Origin of the sequence: Bordetella sp. 15P40C-2 (assembly GCF_009763235.1) — a bacterium.
GTDB lineage: Bacteria > Pseudomonadota > Gammaproteobacteria > Burkholderiales > Burkholderiaceae_B > Bordetella_A.
The window spans coordinates 167,873-194,149 of sequence record NZ_WSJA01000014.1; the positions used below are offsets into that span (position 1 = coordinate 167,873).

Sequence of the window (26,277 nt, forward strand, 5' to 3'; positions counted from 1 at the left end):
GCGGTGTGTCTGGACCTGTAAGCGCGAGGCATGGCGCAACGTGAAGTAGTCTGCTGTGCTATCGAAGGAATGTCCCAAATCCCCATAGGAATTCAGGGCCTGGTCTCGCCATAACGAAGCGAAGACCCGTTGCCGCCGAACACAAAAGCCCGCGGCTGCAGTCGTATCGACGTCTGCAGCCGCGGGCTTTTGTGCAGCAGTGTTACTTACAGGCGCCCTTACGGACGCCCGCTGGTTGCCGCGATCAGTGCTTAATCACAGGATCAGCCGTCGCACTGGAGCTTTCCGCAGCTTTCGCCGCCAGAGGCTCCTTTACGACTTCATCCTCGGCCAGGGGCTCGGGCATGCGCTCGAGCGCCAGTTCCAGGACCTTGTCGATCCAGCGCACCGGAATGATTTCCAGCTGGTTCTTGACGTTGTCCGGGATCTCCGCCAAGTCTTTGACGTTTTCCTCGGGGATCAGCACGGTTTTGATGCCACCACGGTGAGCAGCCAGGAGTTTCTCCTTGAGCCCGCCAATCGCGAGGACTTCCCCGCGCAGCGTGATTTCGCCCGTCATCGCCACATCTGCCCGTACAGGAATGCGCGACAAGGCCGACACCATTGCGGTGGTGATGGCGATACCGGCCGACGGACCGTCTTTAGGCGTGGCGCCTTCGGGCACGTGGACGTGCATGTCACGCTTTTCAAAGACGGTATCGGCAAAGCCCAGACGGCGCGCGCGCGATCGCACGACGGTGCGCGCTGCCTCAACCGATTCCTTCATCACGTCGCCCAGCGAGCCGGTACGCTGAATAGCGCCCTTGCCAGGCATGTCCGCGACTTCGATGGTGAGCAAATCGCCGCCCACTTCAGTCCAGGCCAGTCCTGTCACCTGTCCGATCTGGTTTTCCTTCTCGGCCATACCGAACGAATAGCGGCGAACGCCCAGATATTTGCTGAGGTTGTCCGCATCCACGTGCACGGGGGTGACCGGCGCCGATGCTGCCTTGCCAGACGCCTTGGCTTCGTCGGCTTGAGCCAGCAGTTCCTTGACGACTTTACGGCAGATCTTGCCCACTTCGCGCTCGAGGGCCCGCACACCGGCTTCACGGGTGTAGTAGCGAACGATGTCGCGCAATGCCGAGTCATCCACGACCAATTCGCTTTCCTTGACGCCGTTGTTCTTCATGAGCTTCGGCAGCAAGTGATCGCGTGCGATATGGATTTTCTCTTCCTCGGTGTAACCCGACAGACGGATGACTTCCATACGGTCCAGCAGCGCGGGCGGAATATTCAGCGTGTTGCTGGTCGCCACGAACATCACATCAGACAAATCGAAATCGACTTCGATGTAGTGATCCTGGAACGTGTGATTTTGCTCGGGGTCGAGCACCTCGAGGAGCGCGGACGCGGGATCACCACGGAAGTCCATGCCAAGTTTGTCGATCTCGTCGAGCAAGAATAAGGGATTGCGCACCCCGACTTTGCTCATGTTCTGCAAGATCTTTCCGGGCATCGAGCCGATATAAGTGCGACGGTGGCCGCGAATCTCTGCCTCGTCGCGCACACCGCCGAGCGCCATCCGCACGAACTTGCGGTTGGTCGCACGCGCGATGGACTGACCCAGCGAAGTTTTACCCACGCCCGGAGGGCCAACCAGACACAGGATCGGTGCCTTGACCTTGTCGACGCGCTGTTGCACGGCCAGGTATTCGACGATGCGTTCTTTGACCTTTTCAAGACCGTAGTGATCGTCGTCCAACACTTTCTCGGCGTTGCCGATCGAGTTGTTGATCTTGCTTTTCTTTTTCCAAGGCAGGCCGATGAGCGTGTCGATATAGTTGCGCACAACCGTCGCTTCGGCCGACATGGGCGACATCAGCTTGAGCTTTTTCAGCTCGGCGTCAGCCTTCTTGCGCGCATCCTTCGGCATATGCGCCGCGATGATTTTCTTTTCGAGCTCTTCGATGTCGGCGCCTTCCTCGCCCTCGCCCAGCTCTTTCTGGATGGCCTTGACCTGTTCGTTCAGGTAGTAGTCGCGCTGCGACTTCTCCATCTGCTTTTTGACCCGGCCGCGAATGCGTTTTTCGACCTGGAGGATGTCGATTTCCGTTTCGAGCTGGGTCAGCAGGCCTTCCAGGCGCTCGGACGTGGCCAGCACCTCGAGCATGCTTTGCTTTTGCTCGAGTTTGAGCGGCAAATGCGCGGCGATGGTGTCGGCCAGACGGCCCGCGTCGTCAATGCCCGCCAGCGAAGTGAGAATCTCGGGCGGAATCTTTTTGTTCAGTTTGACGTACTGCTCGAACTGCGCGACGATCGCGCGGCGCAAGGCTTCGGTTTCAGAGCTTTGAGTGACGTCGAGTTCTACCGGTGTAACACGGCAAACAAAATGGGTTTCGGCGTCATCGATCGTATCGATACGCGCGCGCTGCGTGCCTTCGACCAGAACTTTGACGGTGCCGTCGGGCAGTTTCAACATCTGCAGGATGCTTGCGACGCAACCGATTTCGTAGACGTCTTCGGGAGTCGGATCGTCCTTGCCGGCGGATTTCTGCGCGACCAGCATGATGCTCTTGCCCGACTCCATGGCGACTTCCAGCGCTTTGATCGAGCGAGGACGCCCGACAAACAGCGGAATAACCATGTGCGGGAACACCACCACGTCGCGCAACGGCAGCAGCGGCAGATCGATGGGTTCAGAAGGCAGGGTCTGGCTGGCAGACATATCGGATTCCTTGATTTGACTCGGCGTAGTGAAAAGCGGACGCCAGGCAAACCCAGCTATCCTCGTCATCACGTCTCATATGGGAACAATAGCCGAAAATTCAAGCTATCGTCGTGCAGAGGGGCAGCAAAACACAAAAAAACCCGTTACAAAACGGGTCATTTGCCTACTCAGCGGCCGGCTGCGTCACAGTGGCGCGCGCTCGGCGCGCGCCGTTCCGTTTACTCGCTGTTGCTAGTATGTCAGCCGTGTTAAGCCGCCGCACCGCGAACCTGCGATTGATCCGATTTATCGGACGATTCGCCCTCTTCAGCGTAAATCAATAGCGGCTTGCCGTCGCCTTCGATGGCGTTTTCGTCAAGCACGACACGATTGACGTTGCCTTGTGACGGCAGGTCGTACATCGTATCGAGCAAAGCACCCTCGATAATCGAGCGCAGACCACGCGCACCGGTCTTGCGCTTGAGCGCCTTACGAGCAATCGCCTTGAGCGCGCCGGGCCGTACATCGAGTTCAGCGCCTTCCATCGCGAAGAGCTTCTGGAATTGCTTGATGAGCGAGTTCTTGGGCTCGGTCAAGATCTGAACCAGCGCGGCTTCGTCCAGCTCGTCCAGCGTGGCCACCACGGGCAGCCGACCAACCAGCTCGGGGATCAAGCCGAACTTGATCAGGTCCTCGGGCTCGACTTCGCTAAACAGTTCGCCCACGCCGCGTTCGGACTTGGCTTTGACCGAAGCCGAGAAACCGATGCCGGATTTTTCCGTACGATCACGGATCACCTTTTCCAGGCCGTCGAACGCACCGCCCACGATGAACAGGATGTTGGTGGTGTCGACTTGGACAAAATCCTGGTTCGGGTGCTTGCGTCCGCCCTGCGGAGGCACGGAAGCCACGGTGCCTTCGATAAGCTTGAGCAGCGCCTGTTGCACGCCCTCACCCGATACATCACGGGTGATCGAGGGGTTGTCGGACTTACGGGAGATCTTGTCGATCTCGTCGATGTAGATAATGGCGCGCTGTGCCTTGTCTACCTCGTAGTTGCAGTTTTGCAGCAACTTTTGAATGATGTTTTCGACGTCCTCGCCCACGTAACCGGCTTCGGTAAGCGTGGTGGCATCTGCCATGACGAACGGGACGTTCAGCATGCGAGCCAGCGTCTGCGCCAGCAAGGTCTTGCCCGAGCCGGTGGGCCCGATGAGCATGATGTTGCTCTTGGACAGCTCGACTTCGTCGCCCTTGATTTCGCCGTGGCGAATACGCTTGTAGTGGTTATATACCGCTACGGCCAGCATGCGCTTGGGCAGCGTCTGACCAACAACGTACTGATCCAGGAAAGTCTTGATCTCAGCCGGCGTAGGCAGCTCAGATCGAATGGCCGCGCGCGCGGTGGCCTGAGCCTCCTCGCGGATAATGTCATTGCAAAGGTCGATACACTCGTCGCAAATGAACACGGATGGCCCCGCGATCAGCTTGCGGACTTCGTGCTGGCTCTTATTGCAGAACGAGCAGTGCAGCACCTTGGCGTCGGCCGGTCCCTTTTTATCAGGCATATGTGTTTCGTATCTCTGGTGAGAATGCGCCAGCCACAGGGCCGGCGTATTCAACGCTTACTTGGACGTCACCGCACTGCTCCGGGTTTTACCGCGAGCTTAGCCCTCGGAGCGGGATGCGAGAACCTTGTCCACCAACCCATACGATACCGCATCTTCAGCCGACATGAAGTTGTCGCGCTCGGTGTCGACGGCGATTCTCTCTACCGGCTGTCCGGTATTGTCGGCCAGAATGCGGTTCAAACGCTCGCGCAGGTCCAGGATTTCGCGAGCCTGGATCTGAATATCCGAAGCCTGACCCTGGGCACCGCCGGACGGCTGGTGAATCATGATGCGCGAGTTAGGCAGCGTGAAACGTTTGCCCTTCTTGCCAGCCGCCAGCAAGAATGCGCCCATGCTGGCCGCCAAGCCCGTGCACAATGTCGAAACATCGGGCTTGATGAACTGCATGGTGTCGTAAATGGCCATCCCGGCATACACCGACCCGCCAGGCGAGTTGATGTATAGCGAGATGTCCTTATCGGGGTTTTCCGATTCCAGGAACAGCAACTGCGCCACGATCAGATTGGCCGTGTTGTCATTGACCGGGCCAACCAGGAAGATCAGACGCTCGCGCAGCAGGCGCGAATAGATGTCATAGGCACGCTCTCCGCGACCAGACTGCTCGATGACCATGGGGATATAACCCAGGCCGGTCGGCGTGACCGAAGACCCGCCGTACATTGCTGCATAGAAATCGGTAAACCTCTGCATACTTACGCCATCCCCATCAACTGATCAAAGGGCACTTGCTCTTCGGTAACCTTGGCTTGTTCGAGCACGTGTTGCACGACGTTGTCTTCGAGCACGATTGCTTCGATTTCAGCGCGGCGCTGACGGTCGGACAGGTAATAGCTGACAACCTGAGCCGGTTGCTCGTAGTTCTGCGCGAATTCCTCGATGCGAGCGCGGACTTGCTCGGGCTTGGCTTGCAATTGAGCTTGCTTGACCAGCTCGGCAACCAACAGGCCCAGACGCACGCGGCGTTCCGATTCGGTGCTGAAAGCTTCGGCCGGGATGGGCACCGACTCGGCGTTCGGGATGCCACGCTGCTTGAGCTCTTCGCGGGCAGCTTGAACGCGGCTTTCCACGTCGCTGTCGACCAGGGCCTTGGGCACGTCGAACTTGGCGGCTTCGACCAGGGCGTCCATGACGCTGGCCTTGGTGCGGCCTTGCGAACGGGCTTTGACTTCGCGCTCGATGTTGGCGCGGATGTCGGCCTTCAGCTTTTCGACATCGCCTTCGGCTTGGCCGAGGGCTTTGGCGAACTCGCCGTCGACTTCGGGCAACACGCCTTCGGCGACTTCCTTCACGGTGATCGTGAATTCAGCGGTTTTACCAGCGACTTCCTGGCCTTGGTAGTCTTCGGGGAAGCTGAGCGGGAAGACCTTGGTCTCGCCAGCCTTCAGGCCGGTCGCGGCCGTTTCGAACTCAGGCAACATGCGGCCTTGGCCGAGCACGAACGAGAAGCCTTCGGCTTTGCCGCCTTCGAAGGGCACGCCGTCGATAGTGCCGGCGAAGTCGAGCGTGACACGGTCGCCGCTGGCAGCGGCGCGGTCTTCACGGGCTTCGTACGTAGCGCGCTGTTTGCGCAGCACGTCGAGGGTCTGGTCGACTTCGGCGTCGGTGACCGGGGTCTCGTAGCGGGTCACGGCCAGCGCGGACAGGTCCGGCACGGCGACTTCAGGATAGACCTCGAACGTGGCCGTAAAGGCTAACGTGTCTTCGGCGACGCCTTCGGTCTTGGGCTCCAGAGAAGGAGTGCCAGCGACACGCAGCTTCGCGGCTTCGATAGCTTGTTCAAACGCACGGCCGACTTGGCCATTGATCACGTCGTAGCGGATGCCAGGGCCGTGGCTACGTTCCAGCATGGCCAGAGGGGCCTTGCCAGGACGGAACCCGGGCACTTTGGCCGTACGGGCGACGCGCTTCAATTGCGCCTGGACTTCCTTTTCGACGTCGGCCACGGAAACCGACAGATCCAAGCGGCGTTCCAGACCAGAGAGGGTTTCAACCACAGGCTGCATCAAAATTATCCAAGAAATGGGTGAACGAACGGGTAAACCGGGCATTTTACCGGAAAGTTGGACCAGGCTGCGAAAACCGCTGCCAAGGGTCCGCTTAAGCCCGGCGTACGGCGTCTATCTCGGCCCCTGTCCAGTCGCTAAGGGCGCAGTGCTCGAACGAGCAAACGCCCCTGAAAGCGTTGCGCTAACAGGGGCGAGGCTCACACGCGCCTGCCCGAAGAATCAGCCGGCGACGGTGATGTTCTTTGCGCTGGGGCCCTTCGGGCCCTGCCCGACTTCAAAGCTCACGCGCTGATTTTCCTGCAGCGACTTGTATCCATCGCTGCGAATTTCCGAGTAATGGGCAAAGAGGTCTTTGCTGCCATCATCGGGGGTAATGAAACCATAGCCCTTTTCTGCGTTAAACCACTTGACGATACCTGTTGCCATGAGAGTGTCCTTACCTACTGAAGCGATTGCTCGCGGGATGCTAGATCGTCAAGGATGGGCAACAAACTGCGGGTACCTGGGCGCCAATGAGACCGACACCATGTCGCTTGAAAATCTCGCAAATCCAGTTTATGAGGCGCGCGGGCTGACGTCAAACTTTCAAATGGAAACAAGTTTTGTACGACGAGGGAATGTTTCGCCGCGATGGCGCGGGCAACAAAAAAGCCCCTTGCGGGGCTTTCGGATTCAGTTCCTAGATCTGTGGATTACAGAACTTGGATCTTCGTCGCTTGGGGGCCTTTGGGGCCGTTAGCCGTCACGAAGCTGACGCGCTGGTTCTCTTCCAGGGACTTGAAGCCGTTGGCTTGGATTTCCGAGAAGTGCGCGAACAGGTCCTTACCGCCAGCTTCGGGGGTGATGAAGCCGTAACCTTTCTCCGAGTTGAACCACTTAACAACGCCGGTTTCCATACTGTATTTCCTAAATAATGTGGGCAACATGCCCGGGAGTCACGAATCAATCAAGAAGGGGACAGTAGAACAATAACGCCGGCCGGAGAGGCACTGCACTGATCGAAAATCACAACGCTTGAGATCGTGTGCCGTCACTATCGTCAGGTTGTCCCGACAAGTCAACATATTCCTCAAAAACGCGTACCAATAATGCAACAAAGCGCAACTTGATTGTCGGGTTTTTGGGAACTTTTGGCGCGCATCACTGTCATATGCGCCCCAAAAATCAGTCGATGGGAAGGCCTAAGAGGTCGAGTGCAGCGTTATAGGCGTCCTCATCGGCGCAAAAAAACACTGCAACGTCTCCAGGATTCACATTCTCGAGGACTTGATCCACCTGTTCCTGCGCGGTTTCGATATCGTCGACCATAGTGGCGTGAATATCGGCACCGGCTTGGACTTTTTCGGCGGGAACGATCTCTGCGATGGCCTCGAGGTCTGACACGCCAGCGATGACGTAGCTATCGATGCGTTCACCGTCCAGCGTGGTCGCGAGCGCGACGCCGCCAGCGATGTCCGAGATCTTGATGCTGGTTATTTCCACGAGCGTGCCTCCTTCATGCATTGGTACGCGGGGGTCGGGACTATAACAGTCTTGCGATGGCGATAATTGAAAAAAACACTATGAGCAGACCCGGATTTACCCTAACCTGTATGCCTTGCGTCCGCCAAAGCCTGACCGTGCGGTATGTGTGGGTCAGATGGGCGGCCGCTCAATCAACAGATAGCAAGGATGGCTATGCGACGCGATTTTGATTTGGTAGTGACGATGTTAAGCGAGCTGCGCGACGCAGACGCCGCGGCGCTATCGCAAGACGAGCTCGTGAATGCTGTGCGGGACAGTATCCCTGATGAGTTGACCGATGCGACGATCACGCATCATCTGGATATTTTGCTGGACGCGGGCCTTATCGCGCCTGCCGCGGTCAATGGCGAAGCCTCGGCAGGCTGGCGCTTGACCTGGAAAGGCCATGATGCGCTGGAACAGGAAGAAGAAGACGAAGAGTAGAGGCTGAGACAGCCTAGTCGCGGTGCATCGGCCGATGCCCGCGCACGCGGTGGGTCAGCAATGCTGCCGCCGTGCCGATCACCAGGGAAAACAATAATGCCGCCACGGCGAGCAAAGTCGTGATGTCCGCGGCCGGTCCTTGCGTGGCCAGAAAGGCGACAACAATGGTGGTCACGCAGGACTGTAGCGCCACGCCGATCAGGCTGTTACGACGACGCCTGAAACACCCCGCCAGCGCGCCCCCGGCCAGCGCCGCAAGCACCACGATAGCCATTCCCCAAAAGACGGACTCATACGCTTGCACGGTATGCACTCATCCTATGAATAGGTGGCGGGCAGCATAGCATGCAGTCTGAATTGTCACACCGCAGGCCATGAGCCAACGTCGTGGCTGTCCTGATTGGTAGAATTCTCGCCCCTTTTTTCGACAAATTCCGACGCAGCATGATTCGTCACGCCCGTAGTTCCCACGCCTTACCTCCACTTGCAGCTTTGATATTCAGTTCGCGCTGGCTGCAACTCCCGCTCTATCTCGGACTGATCGTCGCACAGGCGGTTTACGTTTTGCTGTTTCTGAAGGAGCTGTGGCACCTGGTGACACACGCGTCTTCGTTTGGCGAACTCGAAATCATGTTGATCGTCCTGGGACTGATCGATGTGGTGATGATTTCGAACCTGCTCGTGATGGTGATCGTGGGCGGCTACGAGACTTTTGTTTCGAGACTGCGCCTCGAAGGACATCCGGATAGCCCTGAGTGGCTGAGTCACGTGAACGCCAGTGTATTGAAGGTCAAACTGGCGATGGCCATCATCGGCATCTCATCGATTCACCTGCTGCGTACGTTTATTGAAGCAGGCAATATCGGCGCGCCCGACTCGCGCTTTACGGAGACTGGCGTCATGTGGCAAACCATTATCCATGTCACCTTTATTCTGTCTGCGATCGGCATTGCCTATGTCGACAAGCTTCTGGCATCGGCGAGCAAAGACCACTGAGCAATGTAGCCTGACTGGCGGACGCCGGGCGTCCTGCCAGCCAAATAGCGCCTGACAGCAGGCGATGGCGGCGCTATTGCGCCGTCTGTACTTCTGACGCCTTGGTTTCAGCGAAGAAGGCCTCCGCGCCAGAGTGCAGCGGGATGGTGATGCCAGTGAGCGCATGGCGCAGCGAGATCATGGCGCCGGCAGAGCTGCCCGCCGCGACGAAGTCGATGCCTGTATAGACGCCGGTCAATACCCGGCGTACCTCGGCGTTCGACATACTGGTGGTCGCAACCAGCAGTGCCGCCACGCCCACGGTGCGCACGGCAGTGTCCTGCCCCGGATAGGTGCCTGCGGGCAGCATGATTGGCACGATGCCGGGCGAGTTGCGCGCCAACATCGCAACGGCCTCGGGCGACAGCGACAGAATGCGGATCGCGTTATCGGCGGCCAAACGCTGCAATTGGCGTTCGGGAGCGCTGATCACGGTGACGAAGGCGTCGATTTCTCCTCGCGCGAGCGCTTGGCCGGCCTCTACCGGGCCCATGTCGGAGGCCTGGATGTCGGACTCTCGCAAGCCGTGGGCCTCTAGCACTGCCAATGCGGTGTTGCGCGTCCCAGAGGCGGGCAGACCGAGATCGACTTTCAAACCCCGCAAGGCCGACACCGACGTCGGGCCATCGGCGCGCACCACGAACTGCACGGCTTCTGGGAACAGGCTGCCTAATGCGCGCAGCGACGGTGCCGCGCCCTGTGCGGCAAAAGGACCTGTCCCTTGAAATGCCATCAGCGCGACGTCGCTTTGCACGATACCGACGGTGGCGAAATGACTGCGCAACAGTTGCGCGTTTTGCACGCTGCCCTCGGTAGTGGTGGCGGCGACCCTGACGCCGACAGGCTTGCCGAGCGTTGCGATTTCTTTGGCCACCACGGCGTACTCGCCGCTGGGTTGCCCCCCGGCCACGACGAGTACGCGTTGCAGATTATCCAGCCGCAAGTCGATTTGGCGCATCGCCTCCTGCAGTTCTTCCGCGATGATGGCGCGCGAGGCGGCGGCCTGCGAAGGCGGCATGACGGAGAAACGCTCCATGATCGGTTCGACGAGTTCGCGCGCGGTTTCGCTGGCCTGATCTTGCACCGGTACGGCGTCGGGGGCCTCGGGAGGCACAAAGAGGACGGGTTTCCAGTCGCCGTCGTCTTCTTTGCTGAATGTCACCGAGCCGTGCACCAGCAAGGAATCGCCCGCGGCGTTGCCCGTGCTCTGAATGCCGCTGATGCCACGCTCAGTGGCACCCAGCAGACTGGCCAGCGCCGCCGGGTTCAGGGCATCCCAGTCCGAAAATCGGTAATCACGCTCCAGCGTGAAACGCGCGTTGTAATAAACGATCATGCGCGCCGCGCCGTCACCACCGGCGGCCAGGGACGCGCTGCCCATGCGTTTGAGACTGGCGATTTCAAGTAGCGGGTCGTGAAAGGCCGAACGCAGGCGTTCGCTCACCACATCCCGCACGTCTGCCTCATCCGGACCGCGAGCGCAGCCGGTAAGAAACGTCAACAAAAGCAGGCAAAGTGCGAGCCACTGGTAGCGGACAGTGCAAGACCAGAGCGAAGTGCCACGCGCGGCGGGTACGGGGCATGAAGAGACGGAGAGCCTGAGCATGGGAGCGACTTATTTAATAGCCGAAGATCGGGAGAGTCAGAAAACCCTGTAAAAACAAGGCGTTTGTGATATCGATCAGGAATGCTCCCACGATCGGAATAATCAAGAACGCCTGTGGCGAGGGCCCGTACTTGGCCGTGATCGCCTGCATGTTGGCGATAGCGGTCGGGGTCGCGCCCAGCGCCAGACCGCAATGGCCTGCGGAAATCACCGCGGCGTCGTAGTTGCGTCCCATTACAGGGAACGTCAAGTAGGTGATGTAAATCGCCGCCAGCACGGTTTGTATAGCTAACACCACCAGAATGGGCAATGCAAGCGACACCAGCTCCCACAGACGCAGCGCGAGCAACGCCATGGCCAGAAACAACGATAGGGACACGCCCCCTAATAGCGCCACGGTGTTGTCATCGACTTTATAGAGCCGGGCAAACGACAGACCGTTGCGCAATACGACGCCCGTAAACAGCGTCCACACAAAGCTCGGCAGCGTCACATATTCGTTTTGCGCGACGTTGCTAAGCCATCGCCCGCAGAGGACACAGGCCACGATTAGCAACAGGCTATGCATGAACGAAATCGGCGTCAGGGTCTTGGCGCCCGAGGCGGTTTCGTCTGGCTGAACTTCGGCCGCCTCAGCAGCAGCCGCCGGTACGCCTGGCGTAACGGCAGTCTCCTTGGATAGTTTGTTGCGTTTAATCAGCCGCTGCGCGACTGGACCGCCCAGGACACCGCCCAGCACCAGTCCGAATGTCGCACAGGCCATCGCCAGCTCCATCGCACCTTGCAGGTTGTCGACTTCGGCGAAACGACCCGCGTAGGCCGCGCCGGTGCCATGCCCGCCCAGCAAGGTGATGGAGCCTGACAGCAGCCCGACCAGCGGGTGCAAGTCCATCGCCCATGCGGCGGTGATGCCCGCGATGTTCTGCACAACAAGCATGCCGATCATCAACGCCCAGAAGACGATCAGGCTTCTGCCCCCCTTCAGTAGCGTACGCAGGTCGGCGCCCAGGCCAATCGTCGCAAAGAAGGCCAGCATCAAAGGGGTTTGTAACGAAAGGTCCATGGCGACTTGGACGTCCGCGCCAAACAGCAAAACCGTAATCAATACGGCAGCGAGCAACCCGCCTACGACAGGCTCGGGAATGCTGTAGCGACGTAGGAAACCGATACGGTTCACGAGCGCCCGACCGATCAAGAGGACCACAATCGCAATGACCAGCGTGCTCATTGCATCGAATTCGAACAGCATCAAAGTGTTATCCCTACGTCAATTCAATCTGGATTGGAGATGCATGCGCTCGCCTGTTAGCCGTGTACCACCGCAGGGCGGCCCGCAGCGAGCGAGGCATTTTATAACCAGTGACATGTGACGACGGAAGATTCCGTAGGGAAATCCGACCAACTCCGAGAGTGTCGGCGCCAAGCACGAGAAAAAGCGTTTTTGTCCGCCAAGATGGCCCTAACTGCAGGCTTTGTTGCGGTATGTGCCAATGGGTCGACTGTCATCAAAATATCACGCTACCGTCACGCGACCGCAACACGCCCTGCCTAGACTGCCGGGACGCTTGGGAAACAAGCACCCGTCGAAATCTAAGTGAGGCCGTTACATGAACATCAGCCGCCGTCAGTGGCTCGCATTCACCGCTGGGGTAATCACCACTGCCGTTTCTACGCCGGGATGGGCGCAGCACCGGGATCAGCCATCCGGAGGAAAACGGATTCTACGCATCGCGGTCTCTGGAATCAGTAATAACGGCACCTTGTCCACCCTGCGGGAACAGAGCAACGTCGGCAAACGGGTGCTCCCCTCGCTACTGGAACCTCTGATCGCGATGGACGTGCTGGGAGACCTGAGTTTGCAGCCGGGCCTCGCACAGTCATGGCGCCGCATTGACGACAAAACCATTGAAATCAGTCTTCGCCGCGGAGTGCGATTTCATAATGGCGATGAGATGACGGCTGAAGATGTGGCTTTCAGCTTTGGACCGGACGTCATGTTCGGCGACACCCCACCGCACCGTGGCGAGGGCGCCAAGACGATTCGCACGGATAACGCCGCAGCGCATCGGGCGTCGGGCACACGCTGTCCCGCCGAAGTTGCCGCGGTGGGCCGCCGGCTGTGGCCCTCGCTGGAAGCCGTCGAGGTGCTCGATCCGTATACGGTGCGATTCGTGAACGCGGTGCCGGACCTGACGTTGGAAGGTCGTTTGGCGCGCATGGGCTGCGACATTATCAGCAAACGGCAATATCAAGAGGCGGGCGACTGGCAGGCGTGGGCCTCGGCACCCGTAGGCACCGGGCCGTTCAAGGTGAAGACGTACAAAAAGGATCAGCATCTGATTCTGGAGAAACACGCCGACTATTGGGGTGGAGCGCCGGAGGTGGACGAAGTGCACTTTTATGAAGTGCCCGAAGTCGCCTCGAGAATCAATGGGATGCTGGCGGGCGAATACGATTTCGCTACCGATATTCCGACCGATCAGATCAAGACGATCGAGTCCGCGTCCAAGCTTGAGGCTGTGGGCGGGCCCATTATTAATCATCAGATCACTTGCTTCGATAAGCATCACCCGGTCCTGGCCGATCCGCGCGTGCGACGGGCCATGGCGCACGCAATCGATCGTCAGCTGATCGTGGAAATGATGTGGGGCGGGCGCACAGTCGTTCCCCAAGGGCTGCAGTTCGAGTTCTACGGCGAAATGTTCGATCGGAACCACCACACGCCGGAATACAACCCCGAATTGGCACAGCGACTGCTAAAAGAAGCCGGCTACCAGGGCGAGGTGATCCCTTACCGTGTGCTGAATAACTACTACACCGGTCAAGTGCAAAAGGCGCAGATCATGGTGGAGATGTGGCGGTCGGTAGGCCTGAATGTACAGATGCAGATGGTCGAGAACTGGTCGCAAATCTATGATGCGTCCAGCCCCCGGGGTATTCGTGACTGGTCGAACTCGGCCGGCTATAACGATCCAGTCAGTTCGCTCGTCAATCAACATGGCCCCAACGGCCAGCAGCAGCAAAAGGGCGAATGGAACAACGAAGAGTTCAATCGCCTTTCAGGGTTGCTCGAGACTTCTACCGACCCGGCGGAACGCCAACGGGTGTATGCGCGCATGCTGCGTATCGCGGAGTATGAGGACCCTGCCTACCTGGTCGTGCATCAGACGGCTGCCTTTTACGCCAAACGCAAAGACATTCACTGGAAATGGTCGCCGACCTTTTATATGGATTTCCGGCGCGGCAATACCGCTGAGGTGTCCGTATGAATACGGCAGTATTGACCCGATTTATCGATACGCGAGACTGGACGCGAACCGACAGGCGTCTCATCGGTTCAGCCACCATCGCGCAACCGGCGGCGGCACGCGAGCGCCAAGCGCTATTGAGTATCCGCGACTTGCACGTCTCGTTCGACACTGGATCGCACCTGGTGCCGGTGCTGCATGGCGTGGATCTGGAGATCCGCCGAGGCGAAACGCTGGGAGTAGTGGGCGAGTCGGGCTGCGGCAAGAGCGTGACATGGATGGCGGTGATGCGCTTGCTGGGCGAGCGTGCACGAATCCGTGGCCGTATTCAGTTGGGGGCTGACGATATCGCCACGTTTAGCGAACGTCAGATGACACAGGTGAGGGGCAAGCGCATCGCAATGATTTTCCAGGACCCCTCCTCTTCATTGAACCCGGTTCATACCGTCGGCCGTCAACTCATGGAGGCGGTCCGTCTGCATCGAGGCCTGCGCGGCGAGGCGGCACGGGTGGAGGCGCTAAGACTGCTGGATCGGGTGCAACTGCCCAGCGCGGCGCAACGGATGCGGGCGTGGCCGCATGAGCTGTCCGGTGGGATGAACCAGCGCGTGATGATCGCCATGGCGTTGGCGGGCGAGCCTGATCTGCTGGTGGCCGACGAGCCGACGACGGCATTGGATGTCACGATCCAGGCACAGATCCTGGACCTGCTGCGGGAGCTGCAACGAGACACAGGCATGGGCTTGGCGCTGATCTCGCACGATCTCGGCGTGATCGCGCAGGTGTGTGACCGCGTGATGGTCATGTACGCCGGCCGGGTTGTCGAAACCGCAACGGCCGATGCGCTGTTTGCTCATCCCCTGCACCCCTATACGCGTGGTTTGCTGGCCGCGCTACCCGAGCTCGATGGACCGGTCCGGCGGCTGCAGGCCATCCCTGGGACGGTGCCCTCCCCCATGGCCATGCCGGCGGGATGTGCATTTGCGCCGCGTTGCGGTCAGCGCGAGAACGATTGCGAAGTCCGTCGGCCCGGGTTAAGAGTCAACGCCCTTGACCACTCGGTCGCTTGTTGGAGGCTGACCAAATGAACGCGCCATTACTTGAGCTACGCAAGCTGGCGCGACATTATCGGGTGCGATCCGGACGAGGATGGTTTTCACCGGCGCAGACCTTGCGGGCGGTCAGCGAGGTATCGCTGCAAGTGCGCAGTGGCCAGACCGTGGGCCTGGTGGGTGAATCGGGCTGCGGCAAATCGACCACCGCGCGGCTCAGTCTGGGGCTGACCTCGCCCACCTCGGGTCAAGTGCTTTTCGAAGGCAGGCCCGTACCGGCTCAGCGTAATGCACATTGGAAAGACCTGCGCCAGCGCATGCAAATGGTGTATCAAGACCCGCTAAGCGCACTCGACCGCCGCCTGGGCGTGATGGCGCAGGTGATTGAGCCATTAAGCATTTTCCGACGCGGCTCGCCGGCCAGCCGCCGCGAGCGCGCCGCGCGCGTGTTGGGCGAGGTGGGACTGAGTGAGTCGCTGTGGCAGCGCTATCCGCATGAGCTATCCGGCGGACAACGCCAGCGCGTGGTGCTGGCGCGGGCCTTGGTGCTGAAGCCAAGCCTGCTGGTTTGCGATGAACCGATATCGGCGCTGGATGTATCGATCCAGGCGCAGGTGATCAATCTGCTCACGCAGACCCAACAGCAGCGGCGACTCGGGATGCTGTTTATTAGCCACGACCTGAAGGTCGTGCGGCAGGTCTGCGATGAAGTCGCGGTGATGTACCTGGGGCGGATTGTCGAACAGGGCACACCAGAGCAGCTATTCACCAATCCTGTGCATCCGTATACCGAGGCCCTGATCTCGGCGATACCGACGATCCAGCGCGGCAAAGTCCATCGGCGGATCTTGCTCAAGGGCGACCCGCCCAATCCGATCAATATCCCTGGCGGCTGCGCGTTTCATCCGCGTTGTCCCATCGCCAAGCAAGCGTGCCGGGAAACCTCGCCCGTTTTGCGCGAGGCAGCCGATGGGCGGCGGCTTGCGTGCCTGTACCGCTGAGAGAAGGACAATCCGATGCTGAATTATCTGGGAGAGCGCAGCCTGCGTCTGGTGATCACGCTGTGGCTGGTGTTGAGCTTTTCGTTCGTCATTTTGAGACTGTCTGGCGACCCTGCGCTAATCATTCTTTCACCCGATGCCCCACCCGAAGCCGTGGAGGCTTTTCGTAAAGCCTGGGGGCTGGACGCACCGCTATGGCAGCAGTACGTTGGGTACTTCCTGAATGCGCTGCAAGGGAATTTCGGTGTGTCGATGAAGGACGAAATCCCCGCGATGCAGTTGGCGCTCGAACGTGTTCCGGCAACGCTGGCGATCACGGTGCCTGCGCTTATTCTGCAATTGCTGATCGGCGTTCCAGCAGGGGTGTACGCGGCGCTGCACCACAATTCGCGGCTGGATCGATGGTTGATGGGTGCATCGATTGCCGGGCACACCTGTCCAAGTTTCGTGTTGGCGCTGCTACTGGTGCTGGTGTTTTCGGTATCGCTCGGGTGGTTGCCTACCGGCGGATATGGCACTTGGCGGCATGCGCTGTTGCCGGTCGCCACCCTCGCCTTCGGTGGCGCCGCAGTGCTGGCGCGTTTTACGCGATCGGCCATGGTGGAGGTGTTGGCGCAACCCTATATTCGGGCGGCCTTGGCCAAGGGACTGAGCTGGCGGCAAGTGGTGTTCCAACACGCGCTACCCAATGCCGCGATCCCCACAGTCACGCTGGTGGGCATGATGGTGGGCGGCTTGGTCGCGGGCGCCGTTGTGGTGGAAAGCGTATTTTCTTGGCCGGGTGAAGGGCGTCTGCTGGTGAGCGCGGTGACGAGTCGCGATTTGTCGGTGGTGCAGGCGGTGTTGTTCATCGTCGCGGCTAGCATGGTCATCGCCAATCTGATGGTGGATGCGGTGTATGTGATTCTGGATCCGCGTCTGCGCACGCGCCACCATGGGGCGAACGAATGAGCCTGCCTCTTATTTCCCACGCGGCGCCGTTTTCGCGCTCGCGCAGCCACATCGCTGCGTTCCTGAAGGCGTGGCCACCCATGGTGCTGCTGAGCCTGGCATGGCTTGCGCTGATGTTGATTATCGCCTGCACAGCGGACTGGCTTATGCCATATGGCTTCAGTCAGATCGATTTGCGCGCGCGCCTGCAGCCTCCGGTTTTCTTTGGCGGGGATTGGAGCCATCCCCTGGGCACTGACGAGCTGGGACGCGATGTGTATTCGCGCGTCCTGTCGGCCATCCAGGTCAGCTTGCTGATCGCTTTCGCATCGACGCTGATATCTACGCTGTTGGGTGTGGTGTTGGGCATGATGGCCGCCCATGTGCGTGGCTGGCTGGAAAGCCTGGTGTTGATGCTTATCGATTTTCAGGCAGCCATGCCATTCATGATCATCGCCCTGTCGGTGTTGGCGTTCTTCGGTAGCTCGCTTGCGCTATTCATCGTCCTGATGGGGTTTTATGGATGGGAACGCGCCGCGCGGATTGCACGCAGCATGACGATCACTGCTAATGAGCAGGGCTACGCCGCGGCGGTTCACGATCTGGGTGCATCGGCATGGCGGGTTTACGGCAAACACGTGCTGCCCAACATCGCCGGCACGATCATCGTCAACATCACGATCACGTTCCCGGGTGTCGTGCTGCTGGAATCGGGATTGTCGTTTCTGGGTCTGGGCATACAGCCGCCAATGGCGAGCCTGGGCAATATGGTGGGATATGGACGCGAGTATCTGCAATCGGCGCCATGGATCCTGCTGTGCCCCAGCCTGATCATCGTGCTCACCACTTTTAGTCTGAGTCTGCTTGGCGATTGGCTACGCGACCGGCTCGACCCTGCTTTGCGTTAAGGAACCGAAATGAAGACACGCAAGAATGTACTGCTCATCGTGGTGGATCAATGGCGCGGGGATACCCTGCCCATGCTGGGCCACCCTATCAAAACGCCAAACATCGCGCGGCTGGCCCAGCGCGGCGTGACGTTCGCCAATCACTACACGCAGGCGGTGCCGTGCGGACCGGGACGGGCCAGTCTGTTGACGGGTCAGTACATGATGAATCATCGCGCCGTGCAGAACACCATCCCTCTGGATGCCCGTCATACGAACGTGGCGTGGGAAGCGCGCAAGGGTGGGTACGAGCCAGCGCTGGTGGGCTACACCACGACCACGCCGGACCCGCGCCATACCGATGCGAACGACCCGCGATTCCGCGTGTTGGGAGGCGAAATGGAGGGTTGGAAGCTGGTGGGATCGTGGGGGCTGAAGATGGAAGCTTACTTCGCGTGGGTCGTGCGACAATGGCCCGACATGCCGGCTACGCCAGAAGACATGTGGCTGCCGCAGCAACCGGATCGCGCCGGCACGGACGCGACAGGCGAACCGTCGCGGGTACCCGCGGAATTTTCCGACACCGCATTTTTTGCCGAGCGCGCATTGGAGTATCTGCATGGCGCGCGACATAAACCATGGTTCCTCCATCTGGGTTTTTATCGCCCGCACCCGCCGTTTATCGCGCCAGAGCCTTGGAATCAGATGTATGACCCGAGCGATTGTCCGGCGCCGCTGCGGGCCGATACGGTAGAAGAGGAAGCCGCCCAACATCCTTTGCTCGGGTTCTATCTGGAAGATGTACGCAAAGAGCGTTTTTTTCGCCATGGCAAAGGCGTAGCCAGCCGCATGTCGGTCGACGAGGTCAAGCAGATGCGCGCGACTTATTATGGCCTGATGAGTGAGGTCGACGCGCACTTGGGACGCATCTTCGATTTCCTGGAAGAAACGGGTCAGTGGGAAGACACGCTCATTATCTTTACCAGCGACCATGCGGAGCAATTGGGCGATCATCACCTGCTGGGCAAGCTGGGATATTTCGACGAGAGCTACCATATTCCCATGATCGTGGCCGACCCACGCAAGGTCGCCGATGGGACGCGAGGCACGATAGTCAGGGAATTCACGGAGACAATCGATACGATGCCCACCATATTGGAATGGATGGGCCTGCCGATACCGCGGACTTGCGACGGGCATTCCTTGTTGCCCTTTGTCGAAACGGGAGCGACCCCGCCCGGCTGGCGTACGGAGGTGCATTACGAGTTCGATTACCGCAATATCTTTTATTCGCAACCCGAGTCGTTCGTGGGGACGGGGATCGATGACAGCTCGCTGTGCGTGATCCGCGACCACGACTACAAGTATGTGCATTTCACCAATGCTCCACCGCTGTTCTTTGACCTGCGGCGCGACCCCGGGCAATTCAACAACGTGGCGAGCGACCCGGCCTATGGCCCCACCCTGCTCCGCTATACTCAAAAGATGCTTTCGTGGCGCATGCGATACATGGACAGAACTTTGACCGGCTACGCGGCCAGCCCTGAAGGATTACGGAAACGCGCATGAACACGCTTGAAAATTTCTCGACCCCGGTGGTGGGTGACGATGCCGGCTGCGATCACGCGCGGGCGGATCTGACGACGGACAAGGTTGAACAGCGCGCGCTGCACGCTTTGTTCCGCCAAGCCGATGTGCGCGGGCTGATATTCGATCTGGATGGCACGCTGATCGACAGCGCGGACGATATCGTGGGCAGTATGCGCGACATGTTGCGCGAGACCGGTTACGGCGAGGTCCCCCAAGATTATTTCCCCGAAAATCTGCATGGGACAAGCGACGGCATCATTCGCGATGTCATGCGGGATATGGGTTGGGCGGCCCCTGACGATCTGACTGAACTGAAGGCGACGTATTACCGCATCTATGCCGAGCGCGGGCATGCCAACACCCGGCTGTATCCCCACGCATGGGAAATCCTGCGGCAATGCAGCGAGCATTTCTCGTTGGGGGTATGTACCAATAAGATTTATCGCAATGCCGTTTCGGTGACTGACACGTTGGGCATTCGCCAGCATTTCGCCGCGATCACCGGCGCGGATTCTTGGGCGGCGGCAAAGCCGTCTCCGGTGCCGCTTTTGGAAACGATACGCACGCTGAATCTGCGCCCGGAGGAATGCCTCTATTTTGGTGATACGTCCGTCGACGCCGAATGCGCAGCGCGGGCAGGCGTACGTTTCGTGCTGCATGAGTCGGGGTACGGAGACCCGGCGCTGCACAAGCAGCCTTGTCATCATGCGTTCAAACAGTGGAAGGAACTGTTGACCGTCTAAAACCGCTGGCAGCCCTGGGCACACTCTTATCCGATTCGCTTCGATGACTGCCTCACCGAACATATCGTTATTACAGCTGCGGGCTTTTTTGGCGGTCAGCCGCTACGGCAGCTTTACGCGCGCTGCCGAGGTGTTGCATCGTACCCAGCCGGCGATTACGCAACAGATACGATCGCTGGAGGAATCGCTGGGGTTGAAGCTGTTCGATCGTACAACCAGGCATCTGCGCTTGACCGAAGCAGCGGCGGATCTGGTGCCTGTGCTCTCGGCCATGCTCAAACAGCTGGACGATGTCGTGGATGCGACGCAGGACTTACGGCACAAGCGTCGCGGCACGGTAAGGCTGGGATGTTTACCGTCGGTTGCGGCACTTTATTTACCGGGGCGAGTGGCAGAATTTCGGCGGCATTACCCCGGCGTATCGTTTGTGGTGAGCGATGGCCTGGGGGATCAGGTCGTAGGCATGGTCAAACGTGGCGAGGTCGATTTTGGGATCACGGACGTGCAGCAGCCTGCGCACGATTTGCGTATACGCCCTCTCCTGCGCGAAACCATCCAGATTTTGTATCTGGATGGGCATCCCATTGCGCAGGCGCCGTGTATCGATGTGGACGAGCTTAGCCGGCACGATCTGATTCTGACTGCCCCGGGAAGCACCGTGCGACGCATCGTGGACACGGCCTTTGCCGCGCAAGGCCGCGTGGCCATCGCGACCTGTCAGGCGTCGTATAACACCACCGCCATTGGCATGGTGCAGGCTGGCCTGGGCGTGGCCTTATTGCCTGCCAGTGGCTTTGATCTGGACCAGGACAGGCGGCTGCGCACGCGCGCCATCGAAGCGCCAGGCTTCGATCGGGAGCTCTGCATGATTCAGCTCAAGGATCGATGCATGCCGCCTGCTACACAGGCGTTCTTGGCAATGTTAGAGGCGGAAACGGGACTTCAGTCCTTGCGGGATGCGGTGCCTGCCTGGAGCGCAACGCTGCCCGGTTAAATGAACCAGACGGGACATTCCCGACCGGTATATATAAGAAAGTCTTATCGACTTTTAAGAATATTTCATTTAACTAATATATCGACGCTCTTTAGGATGGTTGCGTAGTGACACCGGCCGCCTGCCTGGCGGTGATCCCACGGCTACAGGACCAACTATGAAGATTGTCGCGTTACGCGAACTGGCCCATGCCAGATCCGGCGAGAAGGGAAATGATTCGAACGTCTCCGTGATCGCCTACGACCCCGCGCTTTATCCCGTGCTTGAGCAGCAGGTCACAATCGAGGCCGTCGCGCCACTCTACCGGCCGATTACGCGGGGAGCGATTCGCCGTTATACCCTGCCGGCCATCGGGGCCTTGAATTTTGTTTTCGAAAACGCACTGGAGGGCGGACGATCCCGGACGCTGGCGTTCGAGGAATCGGGCAAGGCGCTGTCTTCCTTGATGCTGACGTTGCGCGTGCGTGTTCCCGACGATACGGAGGAACGATCCGTGGCGGTGGCGAAGGGGAAAGAATGAAACGAATCCGTCTAGGCTGTGGCGCGGCTTGGGCGCGCGATCGTTTCGATCATGCCCCGGATCTGGTCGCGCGTGGAGAGATCGACTACCTGTGCTTTGACTCCATGTCCGAGGTCACCATGAGCGCCGCACAGGTGGCGCGCATGGAACGGCCGGATGCGGTGCCCTATGATCCCTACCTCGTCGAGAGGATGCGACCGATTCTGGCCGACTGCAAGCGCCGGGGGATACGCATCGTCACGAATCAAGGATGGCTGGACCCGGTGGCGGCGGCCAAGCGCGTCACCGAGCTGGCACGGGAGCTGGGCCTGCCGGACTTGAAGGTGGCTGCGGTGTCCGGTGGCGTGCTGCATCAGTCGATCGCTGATCTGGGCCTGACATTCATCGAGAACGGTGAACCTATTTCGCTATCGCGCGACAAGATACTGTCGGCCGAGGTCTATCTGGGCGCCGAGGGGATAGTACAGGCGCTTGAACAAGGCGCCGATGTGGTGATCACCACGCGAGTCGCGGACGCCTGTGTGTATCTGGGGCCGCTGGCTCATGAGTTCGGCTGGGATTTTAGCGACCACCATGCGATGGCGCGCGGCATGATCATTGGTCATTTGATGGAGTGCGGGACTCAGGTGACCGGTGGATACTTCGCTGACCCGGGATATAAAGAGGTTCCCGACCTGGCGAACGTGGGCGCACCGATTGCCGAAGTGAGCGAAGACACGGTGTTCATCACCAAGCTGGCGGGTACCGGTGGCTTGGTCAGCGAAGCGACGTGCAAGGAACAACTGATTTACGAGGTGCAGGATCCGTCGACCTACTATTGCCCCGACTGCATCGCGGACCTGACACGCGTGTCCTTTAAACAGGCGGGGCCGGATCGTGTGCAGGTCCTGATCGATAACGCCGGCCGACCGAAAACCGATACGCTGAAAGCACTCATCGGGTTGGCCGAGGGCTATATGACCGAGGAAATGGTGCTGTTTGCCGGCCCGGGCGCGCTGGAACGCGCAGAGCTCACGAAAGAGATCCTGATCCAACGATTCGATAAGGTCGGTCTGCGGGCGCAAGAGATACGTATGGATTATGTGGGCATCAATGCCGTGCATCGCGAGTCCACGCCTGCTTTGAACGGCGACCCGTATGAGGTCGTCTTGCGCATCGCCATCCGTACCGAAACACGCGCGGACGCGGAGAAGCTGCGCCGCGAGGTAGACCCACTGGCCGTTAATGGCACCTACGGCACCGGCAAATGGGCGACGACCTCGCCCGGATCGCGCGTGCGCGCCGTGGTGGGATTGAGTTCAGCGCTCGTGCCCAGAAAGTCGGTGCCTTTTGAAGTATCCCTGCATCGAATCGCCGTGTGAGCCAACAAAACGATACGCACAACGAATTGGGACAATGAGTCCATCCGGAGGAGACAAACCCCATGAACCGTGTGAAAAATCCCGTAGTTCACCACGCCCCACGCAAGGTCCCACAAGCCGCTCTCCTCGTAGCGGCAGCGACGCTGACAGCATCGGCCTTGGTTCCCACGCAAGCGGCCGCCGAATGGCCAGATCGGCCCATGCGATTGATCTTGCCCGCCGCGCCCGGGGGATCCTCTGACCCTACAGCGCGGCTGCTGGCAGAGGAATTATCCAAACGGTTGGGGCAACCCGTCGCAGTGTTTAATCGGCCGGGTGCGGGCGGCAATGTCGGGATGGCAGAAGCCGCTCGCGCGGAGGCGGATGGAAACACCATCGTTTTGAGCTGGACTGGCCCTTTGGCCACTAACATGGCGCTCTACAAGTCGCCAGGGTTCGACTCGCAAAAGGATTTCGCGCCCATCGCGAAGGTGGGCTGCGTGCCTAACATCATCGCGGTGAACAAGGATCTGCCAGTCAAAGACTTGAAAGACTACATCGAACTGGCCAAGAGCCGACCAAAGGGGCTGACCTATGGTTCAACGGGCACGGGTAGTTCCTGGCATATCGCGGGCGCGATGATCCAGGAAGAATCGGGCGCGAAGCTGGTGCACGTCCCATACACATCGCCGGGCGTGGCGGTCACCGATTTGATGTCGGGACAACTCGATTCCATGATGCCGCTGGTCGTGATGATGGTGCCGTATGTCAATGATGGACGGGCGAAAGGTTTGGCCGTGATGTCAAAAACACGTTCGCCGGTGTTGCCTCAGGTGCCCAGTACCGCAGAACTCGGCATGCCAGAAATGTTGAGCGATACGTGCTTCGCCCTGCTGACCAATGCGGGCGTTAAGCCCGAAATTGTTGCCAAGCTGAATCAAGCCACCAATCAGGTGCTGCAAGACCCGAAAGTCAAGGAGCGGCTGGAGGCCAGCGGAATCACGGTCGAAGGTGGGACCCCGGAAGCGCTACGGGACTACATTGCGAATGAGGTCAAACGCCAGGCGGAGATCGTCAAAGCGATTAATGCCAAGGCGGATTAAAAGCGTTGATACAAAGGAGAAGGCGGGGTACGCGCCAGTGTAAACCCTCGCGCCCGCCCTACCCTGTTTACCAGTCTGCCATCCCGGCCACTGCCTCGCGCGTGATCTGCAAGGCATGCCGCACGGTCGCGTCACGCCACATCTGATCAACAGGGCTAAACGCATCCATCAAGTCGGCGCGCAGCATGTCGGCCTGTTCGGTGCCCGGCGTGGCATGAAATTTCAGCCAGAGATCCAAGCGTAGGATGCGGCGCATATGCCAACCGCGTGTGCCGAATTCCACCACGGCGCCACACACTGGAATATCGCCGGCGAATCGCTGAACGCCATGAAAAAGCAAGCCTTGATAGGAAGGCCGCGCTTTACCGTGCGGACGTTGTCCGCGTACGCGCGACTCACCCCACCACTGGCAGGCCCGGGCAAACAGGTCGCCGTCTTCGTCGTTAAAGCACAGAAAGAACGGCTCGCCATATTCGCCGACGCCCGTGTGCCAATCGATAAAGCCGATTTTGCTCGCCGTGCTGAGGTGTTCCTGATAGATCTGCTCTAACAACAGATTCGACCACTCTCGCTGCGTGCCGCCATAGTTGAGCCCATCCGGATGCGTGTACTGTCCACGAGCCAGCGCATCGAACAAGGCATCCGAGCCCTTGGCTGCGGCATACTCGTCCATGGCGGCCTGCGCGCGCGCAACGGCCCCCATCGTCCACTCGCGTTCCAGCAAGCGATCGTGCAGCAGTCCGTAGTCGGGGTTCGCGGGATGCGGTTGTGTGTGGTCGACGAAATTGCGGTTCAGATCGACGTTGTTTTCCGTCGTGCGCGAACCATGGGCAAAGCCCCACGGATTGATCGCATGCACCATGACGACCGCCACATCGGGGGGCAATGCCTGCGAGCCGCCTTCCAGGATCCAGGCCAATTGGGCCGCCGAGCCGCAATAGCCTTCCAATCCATGCGTGCCGCTGATGACCAGCAGACGGCGCGAGGCGTCGGCAGGCCCGAACACAGCCACATCCGCGGCCAAGGTCTCGCCATTGGGCCCGGACATAGGGTGTTGATATTCATACAGCTGAGCGCCGTGTTCGGTCGCAGCGGCACGAAAGCGCTGACGCGCGCTTTCAAAGGTGGTGGCGTAACAGTCGTGAAATTCCATCGCGATCGTCTTGTGTAATCAGTGTGTAGAAGGCGTCTGCGAGCTGTTGCGCTCCCAGAACACGAGACGGCGGTGCAACACGCTCATGAGCTGCGTGCCGGTCACGCCGATGGCGATCAGGCTAAAGAGACAGGCAAACATCGTCGCCACGTCCATGTTTACTGACGCCGACTGAATCAGATAACCCAACCCTTTGCTGGAGGAGACAAACTCCGACACCACCGCGCCGATCAGGCTCAACACCACCGAGATCTGCAGACCGGCAAAGATGTGACCGGCTGCGGACGGCAGCTTCACATTCAGGAAGACGTGCAGCCGGGATGCGGAACAGACTTGCATGAGGTCCAGCATGGCCGCATTCGTTTGACGCAGCCCGGTGATCGTGTTGATGAAGACCGGGAAGAACGTCATCAATGCGATCAGCACCACCTTGGACGCCATGCCGTAGCCAAACCACACCAGGATCAAAGGCGCGATGGCAACCTTGGGCGTGGCCTGTAGCGCGACGATGTAGGGGAAGAAAAAACGCTCGAACGTTTTCGATTCCGCCACGAAAGCGCCGAGTGCCAGTGCCAGGCAAGCGCCACTGGCATAGCCCACGACCGTATTGCGGAGGGTAAAGAAGAAATCCGGCCAGTACTTGCCTTCAATGTACCCGGTGTAGAGCGTCCCCAACACGGCGCGTGGTGCGGGAATCAGATAGTCCGGCACTTTGAATACATCGACCGCGCAGATCCAGATCGCAATCAGCACCAGCGCGGTCACGATGGGATAGCCGATGGCTTTCAATTTGTTCGACATG

25 protein-coding genes are annotated in these 26,277 nt (G+C 59.5%); 13 read left to right on the forward strand and 12 right to left on the reverse strand.

Features of this window, described 5'->3' with window-relative positions:
• Positions 1-244: 244 nt before the first annotated feature.
• From lon to GOQ25_RS06385, 7 genes are all read right to left on the reverse strand, one after another.
• Positions 245-2,707 (reverse strand): endopeptidase La, encoded by a 2,463-nt coding sequence (gene lon / locus GOQ25_RS06355; protein ID WP_160349618.1) that lies wholly within the window; start codon positions 2,705-2,707, stop codon positions 245-247.
• Between the two features lie 251 nt (positions 2,708-2,958).
• Positions 2,959-4,257: an ATP-dependent Clp protease ATP-binding subunit ClpX gene (gene clpX, locus GOQ25_RS06360; RefSeq protein ID WP_160349619.1), complete on the reverse strand. Its 1,299-nt coding sequence runs from the start codon at positions 4,255-4,257 to the stop codon at positions 2,959-2,961.
• A gap of 99 nt (positions 4,258-4,356) precedes the next feature.
• Entirely contained in the window at positions 4,357-5,010 is a 654-nt protein-coding gene (clpP, locus tag GOQ25_RS06365) for an ATP-dependent Clp endopeptidase proteolytic subunit ClpP (RefSeq protein ID WP_160349620.1), read from the reverse strand.
• Positions 5,011-5,012: 2 nt separating this feature from the next.
• Positions 5,013-6,323 carry a trigger factor gene (gene tig / locus GOQ25_RS06370; RefSeq protein ID WP_160349621.1) on the reverse strand — a complete coding sequence of 437 codons (1,311 nt, stop codon included), beginning with the start codon at positions 6,321-6,323 and terminating at the stop codon, positions 5,013-5,015.
• 222 nt (positions 6,324-6,545) lie between these two features.
• Positions 6,546-6,752, reverse strand: coding sequence for a cold-shock protein (locus tag GOQ25_RS06375; RefSeq protein ID WP_160349622.1), 207 nt, complete (start codon positions 6,750-6,752; stop codon positions 6,546-6,548).
• Positions 6,753-7,018: 266 nt separating this feature from the next.
• On the reverse strand, positions 7,019-7,222 hold the full coding sequence (locus GOQ25_RS06380) for a cold-shock protein (protein WP_012249703.1): 204 nt from the start codon (positions 7,220-7,222) through the stop codon (positions 7,019-7,021).
• 268 nt (positions 7,223-7,490) lie between these two features.
• The gene (locus tag GOQ25_RS06385) at positions 7,491-7,808 is read right to left on the reverse strand and encodes a hypothetical protein (protein ID WP_160349623.1); all 318 of its coding nucleotides are present in this window, start codon (positions 7,806-7,808) and stop codon (positions 7,491-7,493) included.
• Between the two features lie 195 nt (positions 7,809-8,003).
• On the opposite strand from GOQ25_RS06385, the gene GOQ25_RS06390 reads away from it, so the two are divergent.
• Positions 8,004-8,273: a DUF2513 domain-containing protein gene (locus GOQ25_RS06390; protein WP_160349624.1), complete on the forward strand. Its 270-nt coding sequence runs from the start codon at positions 8,004-8,006 to the stop codon at positions 8,271-8,273.
• 13 nt (positions 8,274-8,286) lie between these two features.
• Here the strand turns inward: GOQ25_RS06390 and GOQ25_RS06395 are convergent, their stop codons facing one another.
• A complete protein-coding gene (locus GOQ25_RS06395; protein WP_370519898.1) occupies positions 8,287-8,577 on the reverse strand; it encodes a hypothetical protein in 291 nt (96 codons plus the stop codon).
• 140 nt (positions 8,578-8,717) lie between these two features.
• Here GOQ25_RS06395 and GOQ25_RS06400 point away from each other — a divergent pair, with 140 nt between their 5' ends.
• Complete coding sequence (locus GOQ25_RS06400; RefSeq protein WP_160349625.1) at positions 8,718-9,269, forward strand: TIGR00645 family protein; 552 nt, start codon at positions 8,718-8,720, stop codon at positions 9,267-9,269.
• 73 nt (positions 9,270-9,342) lie between these two features.
• On the opposite strand, the gene GOQ25_RS06405 is transcribed toward GOQ25_RS06400, so the two are convergent.
• Both GOQ25_RS06405 and gltS read right to left on the reverse strand, forming a co-directional pair.
• Positions 9,343-10,812 (reverse strand): TAXI family TRAP transporter solute-binding subunit, encoded by a 1,470-nt coding sequence (locus GOQ25_RS06405; RefSeq protein ID WP_160349626.1) that lies wholly within the window; start codon positions 10,810-10,812, stop codon positions 9,343-9,345.
• A 115-nt stretch (positions 10,813-10,927) separates the two neighbouring features.
• Positions 10,928-12,163, reverse strand: a complete 1,236-nt coding sequence (gltS, locus tag GOQ25_RS06410; protein WP_160349735.1) for a sodium/glutamate symporter — start codon at positions 12,161-12,163, stop codon at positions 10,928-10,930.
• Positions 12,164-12,521: 358 nt separating this feature from the next.
• Here gltS and GOQ25_RS06415 point away from each other — a divergent pair, with 358 nt between their 5' ends.
• The 11 genes from GOQ25_RS06415 (at position 12,522) to GOQ25_RS06460 (ending at position 24,322) form a co-directional block, all read left to right on the forward strand.
• A complete protein-coding gene (locus GOQ25_RS06415) occupies positions 12,522-14,183 on the forward strand; it encodes an ABC transporter substrate-binding protein (protein WP_160349627.1) in 1,662 nt (553 codons plus the stop codon).
• Positions 14,180-15,250, forward strand: a complete 1,071-nt coding sequence (locus tag GOQ25_RS06420) for an ABC transporter ATP-binding protein (protein ID WP_160349628.1) — start codon at positions 14,180-14,182, stop codon at positions 15,248-15,250. Before GOQ25_RS06415 ends, GOQ25_RS06420 begins: the two co-directional genes overlap by 4 nt.
• Complete coding sequence (locus tag GOQ25_RS06425; RefSeq protein WP_160349629.1) at positions 15,247-16,215, forward strand: ABC transporter ATP-binding protein; 969 nt, start codon at positions 15,247-15,249, stop codon at positions 16,213-16,215. Before GOQ25_RS06420 ends, GOQ25_RS06425 begins: the two co-directional genes overlap by 4 nt.
• Positions 16,216-16,230: 15 nt before the next feature.
• On the forward strand, positions 16,231-17,166 hold the full coding sequence (locus GOQ25_RS06430; RefSeq protein WP_160349630.1) for an ABC transporter permease: 936 nt from the start codon (positions 16,231-16,233) through the stop codon (positions 17,164-17,166).
• Positions 17,163-18,053: an ABC transporter permease gene (locus tag GOQ25_RS06435; RefSeq protein WP_160349631.1), complete on the forward strand. Its 891-nt coding sequence runs from the start codon at positions 17,163-17,165 to the stop codon at positions 18,051-18,053. Before GOQ25_RS06430 ends, GOQ25_RS06435 begins: the two co-directional genes overlap by 4 nt.
• Positions 18,054-18,062: 9 nt before the next feature.
• A complete protein-coding gene (gene pehA, locus GOQ25_RS06440) occupies positions 18,063-19,601 on the forward strand; it encodes a phosphoric/sulfuric ester hydrolase PehA (RefSeq protein WP_160349632.1) in 1,539 nt (512 codons plus the stop codon).
• Positions 19,598-20,365, forward strand: coding sequence for an HAD family hydrolase (locus GOQ25_RS06445; protein WP_160349633.1), 768 nt, complete (start codon positions 19,598-19,600; stop codon positions 20,363-20,365). Before pehA ends, GOQ25_RS06445 begins: the two co-directional genes overlap by 4 nt.
• 43 nt (positions 20,366-20,408) lie before the next feature.
• Complete coding sequence (locus tag GOQ25_RS06450) at positions 20,409-21,359, forward strand: LysR family transcriptional regulator (RefSeq protein WP_160349634.1); 951 nt, start codon at positions 20,409-20,411, stop codon at positions 21,357-21,359.
• A 157-nt stretch (positions 21,360-21,516) separates the two neighbouring features.
• On the forward strand, positions 21,517-21,879 hold the full coding sequence (locus GOQ25_RS19495) for a hypothetical protein (RefSeq protein ID WP_236844500.1): 363 nt from the start codon (positions 21,517-21,519) through the stop codon (positions 21,877-21,879).
• Positions 21,876-23,240 (forward strand): acyclic terpene utilization AtuA family protein, encoded by a 1,365-nt coding sequence (locus GOQ25_RS06455; protein WP_236844501.1) that lies wholly within the window; start codon positions 21,876-21,878, stop codon positions 23,238-23,240. The genes GOQ25_RS19495 and GOQ25_RS06455 overlap by 4 nt, the downstream gene beginning before the upstream one ends.
• A 62-nt stretch (positions 23,241-23,302) precedes the next feature.
• Positions 23,303-24,322 (forward strand): tripartite tricarboxylate transporter substrate binding protein, encoded by a 1,020-nt coding sequence (locus GOQ25_RS06460; RefSeq protein ID WP_160349635.1) that lies wholly within the window; start codon positions 23,303-23,305, stop codon positions 24,320-24,322.
• A gap of 67 nt (positions 24,323-24,389) precedes the next feature.
• On the opposite strand, the gene GOQ25_RS06465 is transcribed toward GOQ25_RS06460, so the two are convergent.
• Both GOQ25_RS06465 and GOQ25_RS06470 read right to left on the reverse strand, forming a co-directional pair.
• On the reverse strand, positions 24,390-25,475 hold the full coding sequence (locus GOQ25_RS06465; protein WP_160349636.1) for a M14 family metallopeptidase: 1,086 nt from the start codon (positions 25,473-25,475) through the stop codon (positions 24,390-24,392).
• Between the two features lie 18 nt (positions 25,476-25,493).
• Positions 25,494-26,276 (reverse strand): ABC transporter permease, encoded by a 783-nt coding sequence (locus tag GOQ25_RS06470; protein WP_160349637.1) that lies wholly within the window; start codon positions 26,274-26,276, stop codon positions 25,494-25,496.
• Position 26,277 lies beyond the last annotated feature (1 nt).

What these genes read in the sequence shown, in the direction of transcription:
- lon (WP_160349618.1), bottom strand. Translation starts at nt 2,707, where the DNA reads ATGTCTGCCAGCCAGACCCTGCCTTCTGAACCCATCGATCTGCCGCTG.
- clpX (WP_160349619.1), bottom strand. Translation starts at nt 4,257, where the DNA reads ATGCCTGATAAAAAGGGACCGGCCGACGCCAAGGTGCTGCACTGCTCG.
- clpP (WP_160349620.1), bottom strand. Translation starts at nt 5,010, where the DNA reads ATGCAGAGGTTTACCGATTTCTATGCAGCAATGTACGGCGGGTCTTCG.
- tig (WP_160349621.1), bottom strand. Translation starts at nt 6,323, where the DNA reads ATGCAGCCTGTGGTTGAAACCCTCTCTGGTCTGGAACGCCGCTTGGAT.
- GOQ25_RS06375 (WP_160349622.1), bottom strand. Translation starts at nt 6,752, where the DNA reads ATGGCAACAGGTATCGTCAAGTGGTTTAACGCAGAAAAGGGCTATGGT.
- GOQ25_RS06380 (WP_012249703.1), bottom strand. Translation starts at nt 7,222, where the DNA reads ATGGAAACCGGCGTTGTTAAGTGGTTCAACTCGGAGAAAGGTTACGGC.
- GOQ25_RS06390 (WP_160349624.1), top strand. Translation starts at nt 8,004, where the DNA reads ATGCGACGCGATTTTGATTTGGTAGTGACGATGTTAAGCGAGCTGCGC.
- GOQ25_RS06400 (WP_160349625.1), top strand. Translation starts at nt 8,718, where the DNA reads ATGATTCGTCACGCCCGTAGTTCCCACGCCTTACCTCCACTTGCAGCT.
- gltS (WP_160349735.1), bottom strand. Translation starts at nt 12,163, where the DNA reads ATGCTGTTCGAATTCGATGCAATGAGCACGCTGGTCATTGCGATTGTG.
- GOQ25_RS06415 (WP_160349627.1), top strand. Translation starts at nt 12,522, where the DNA reads ATGAACATCAGCCGCCGTCAGTGGCTCGCATTCACCGCTGGGGTAATC.
- GOQ25_RS06420 (WP_160349628.1), top strand. Translation starts at nt 14,180, where the DNA reads ATGAATACGGCAGTATTGACCCGATTTATCGATACGCGAGACTGGACG.
- GOQ25_RS06425 (WP_160349629.1), top strand. Translation starts at nt 15,247, where the DNA reads ATGAACGCGCCATTACTTGAGCTACGCAAGCTGGCGCGACATTATCGG.
- GOQ25_RS06430 (WP_160349630.1), top strand. Translation starts at nt 16,231, where the DNA reads ATGCTGAATTATCTGGGAGAGCGCAGCCTGCGTCTGGTGATCACGCTG.
- GOQ25_RS06435 (WP_160349631.1), top strand. Translation starts at nt 17,163, where the DNA reads ATGAGCCTGCCTCTTATTTCCCACGCGGCGCCGTTTTCGCGCTCGCGC.
- pehA (WP_160349632.1), top strand. Translation starts at nt 18,063, where the DNA reads ATGAAGACACGCAAGAATGTACTGCTCATCGTGGTGGATCAATGGCGC.
- GOQ25_RS06445 (WP_160349633.1), top strand. Translation starts at nt 19,598, where the DNA reads ATGAACACGCTTGAAAATTTCTCGACCCCGGTGGTGGGTGACGATGCC.
- GOQ25_RS06450 (WP_160349634.1), top strand. Translation starts at nt 20,409, where the DNA reads ATGACTGCCTCACCGAACATATCGTTATTACAGCTGCGGGCTTTTTTG.
- GOQ25_RS19495 (WP_236844500.1), top strand. Translation starts at nt 21,517, where the DNA reads ATGAAGATTGTCGCGTTACGCGAACTGGCCCATGCCAGATCCGGCGAG.
- GOQ25_RS06455 (WP_236844501.1), top strand. Translation starts at nt 21,876, where the DNA reads ATGAAACGAATCCGTCTAGGCTGTGGCGCGGCTTGGGCGCGCGATCGT.
- GOQ25_RS06460 (WP_160349635.1), top strand. Translation starts at nt 23,303, where the DNA reads ATGAACCGTGTGAAAAATCCCGTAGTTCACCACGCCCCACGCAAGGTC.
- GOQ25_RS06465 (WP_160349636.1), bottom strand. Translation starts at nt 25,475, where the DNA reads ATGGAATTTCACGACTGTTACGCCACCACCTTTGAAAGCGCGCGTCAG.
- GOQ25_RS06470 (WP_160349637.1), bottom strand. Translation starts at nt 26,276, where the DNA reads ATGTCGAACAAATTGAAAGCCATCGGCTATCCCATCGTGACCGCGCTG.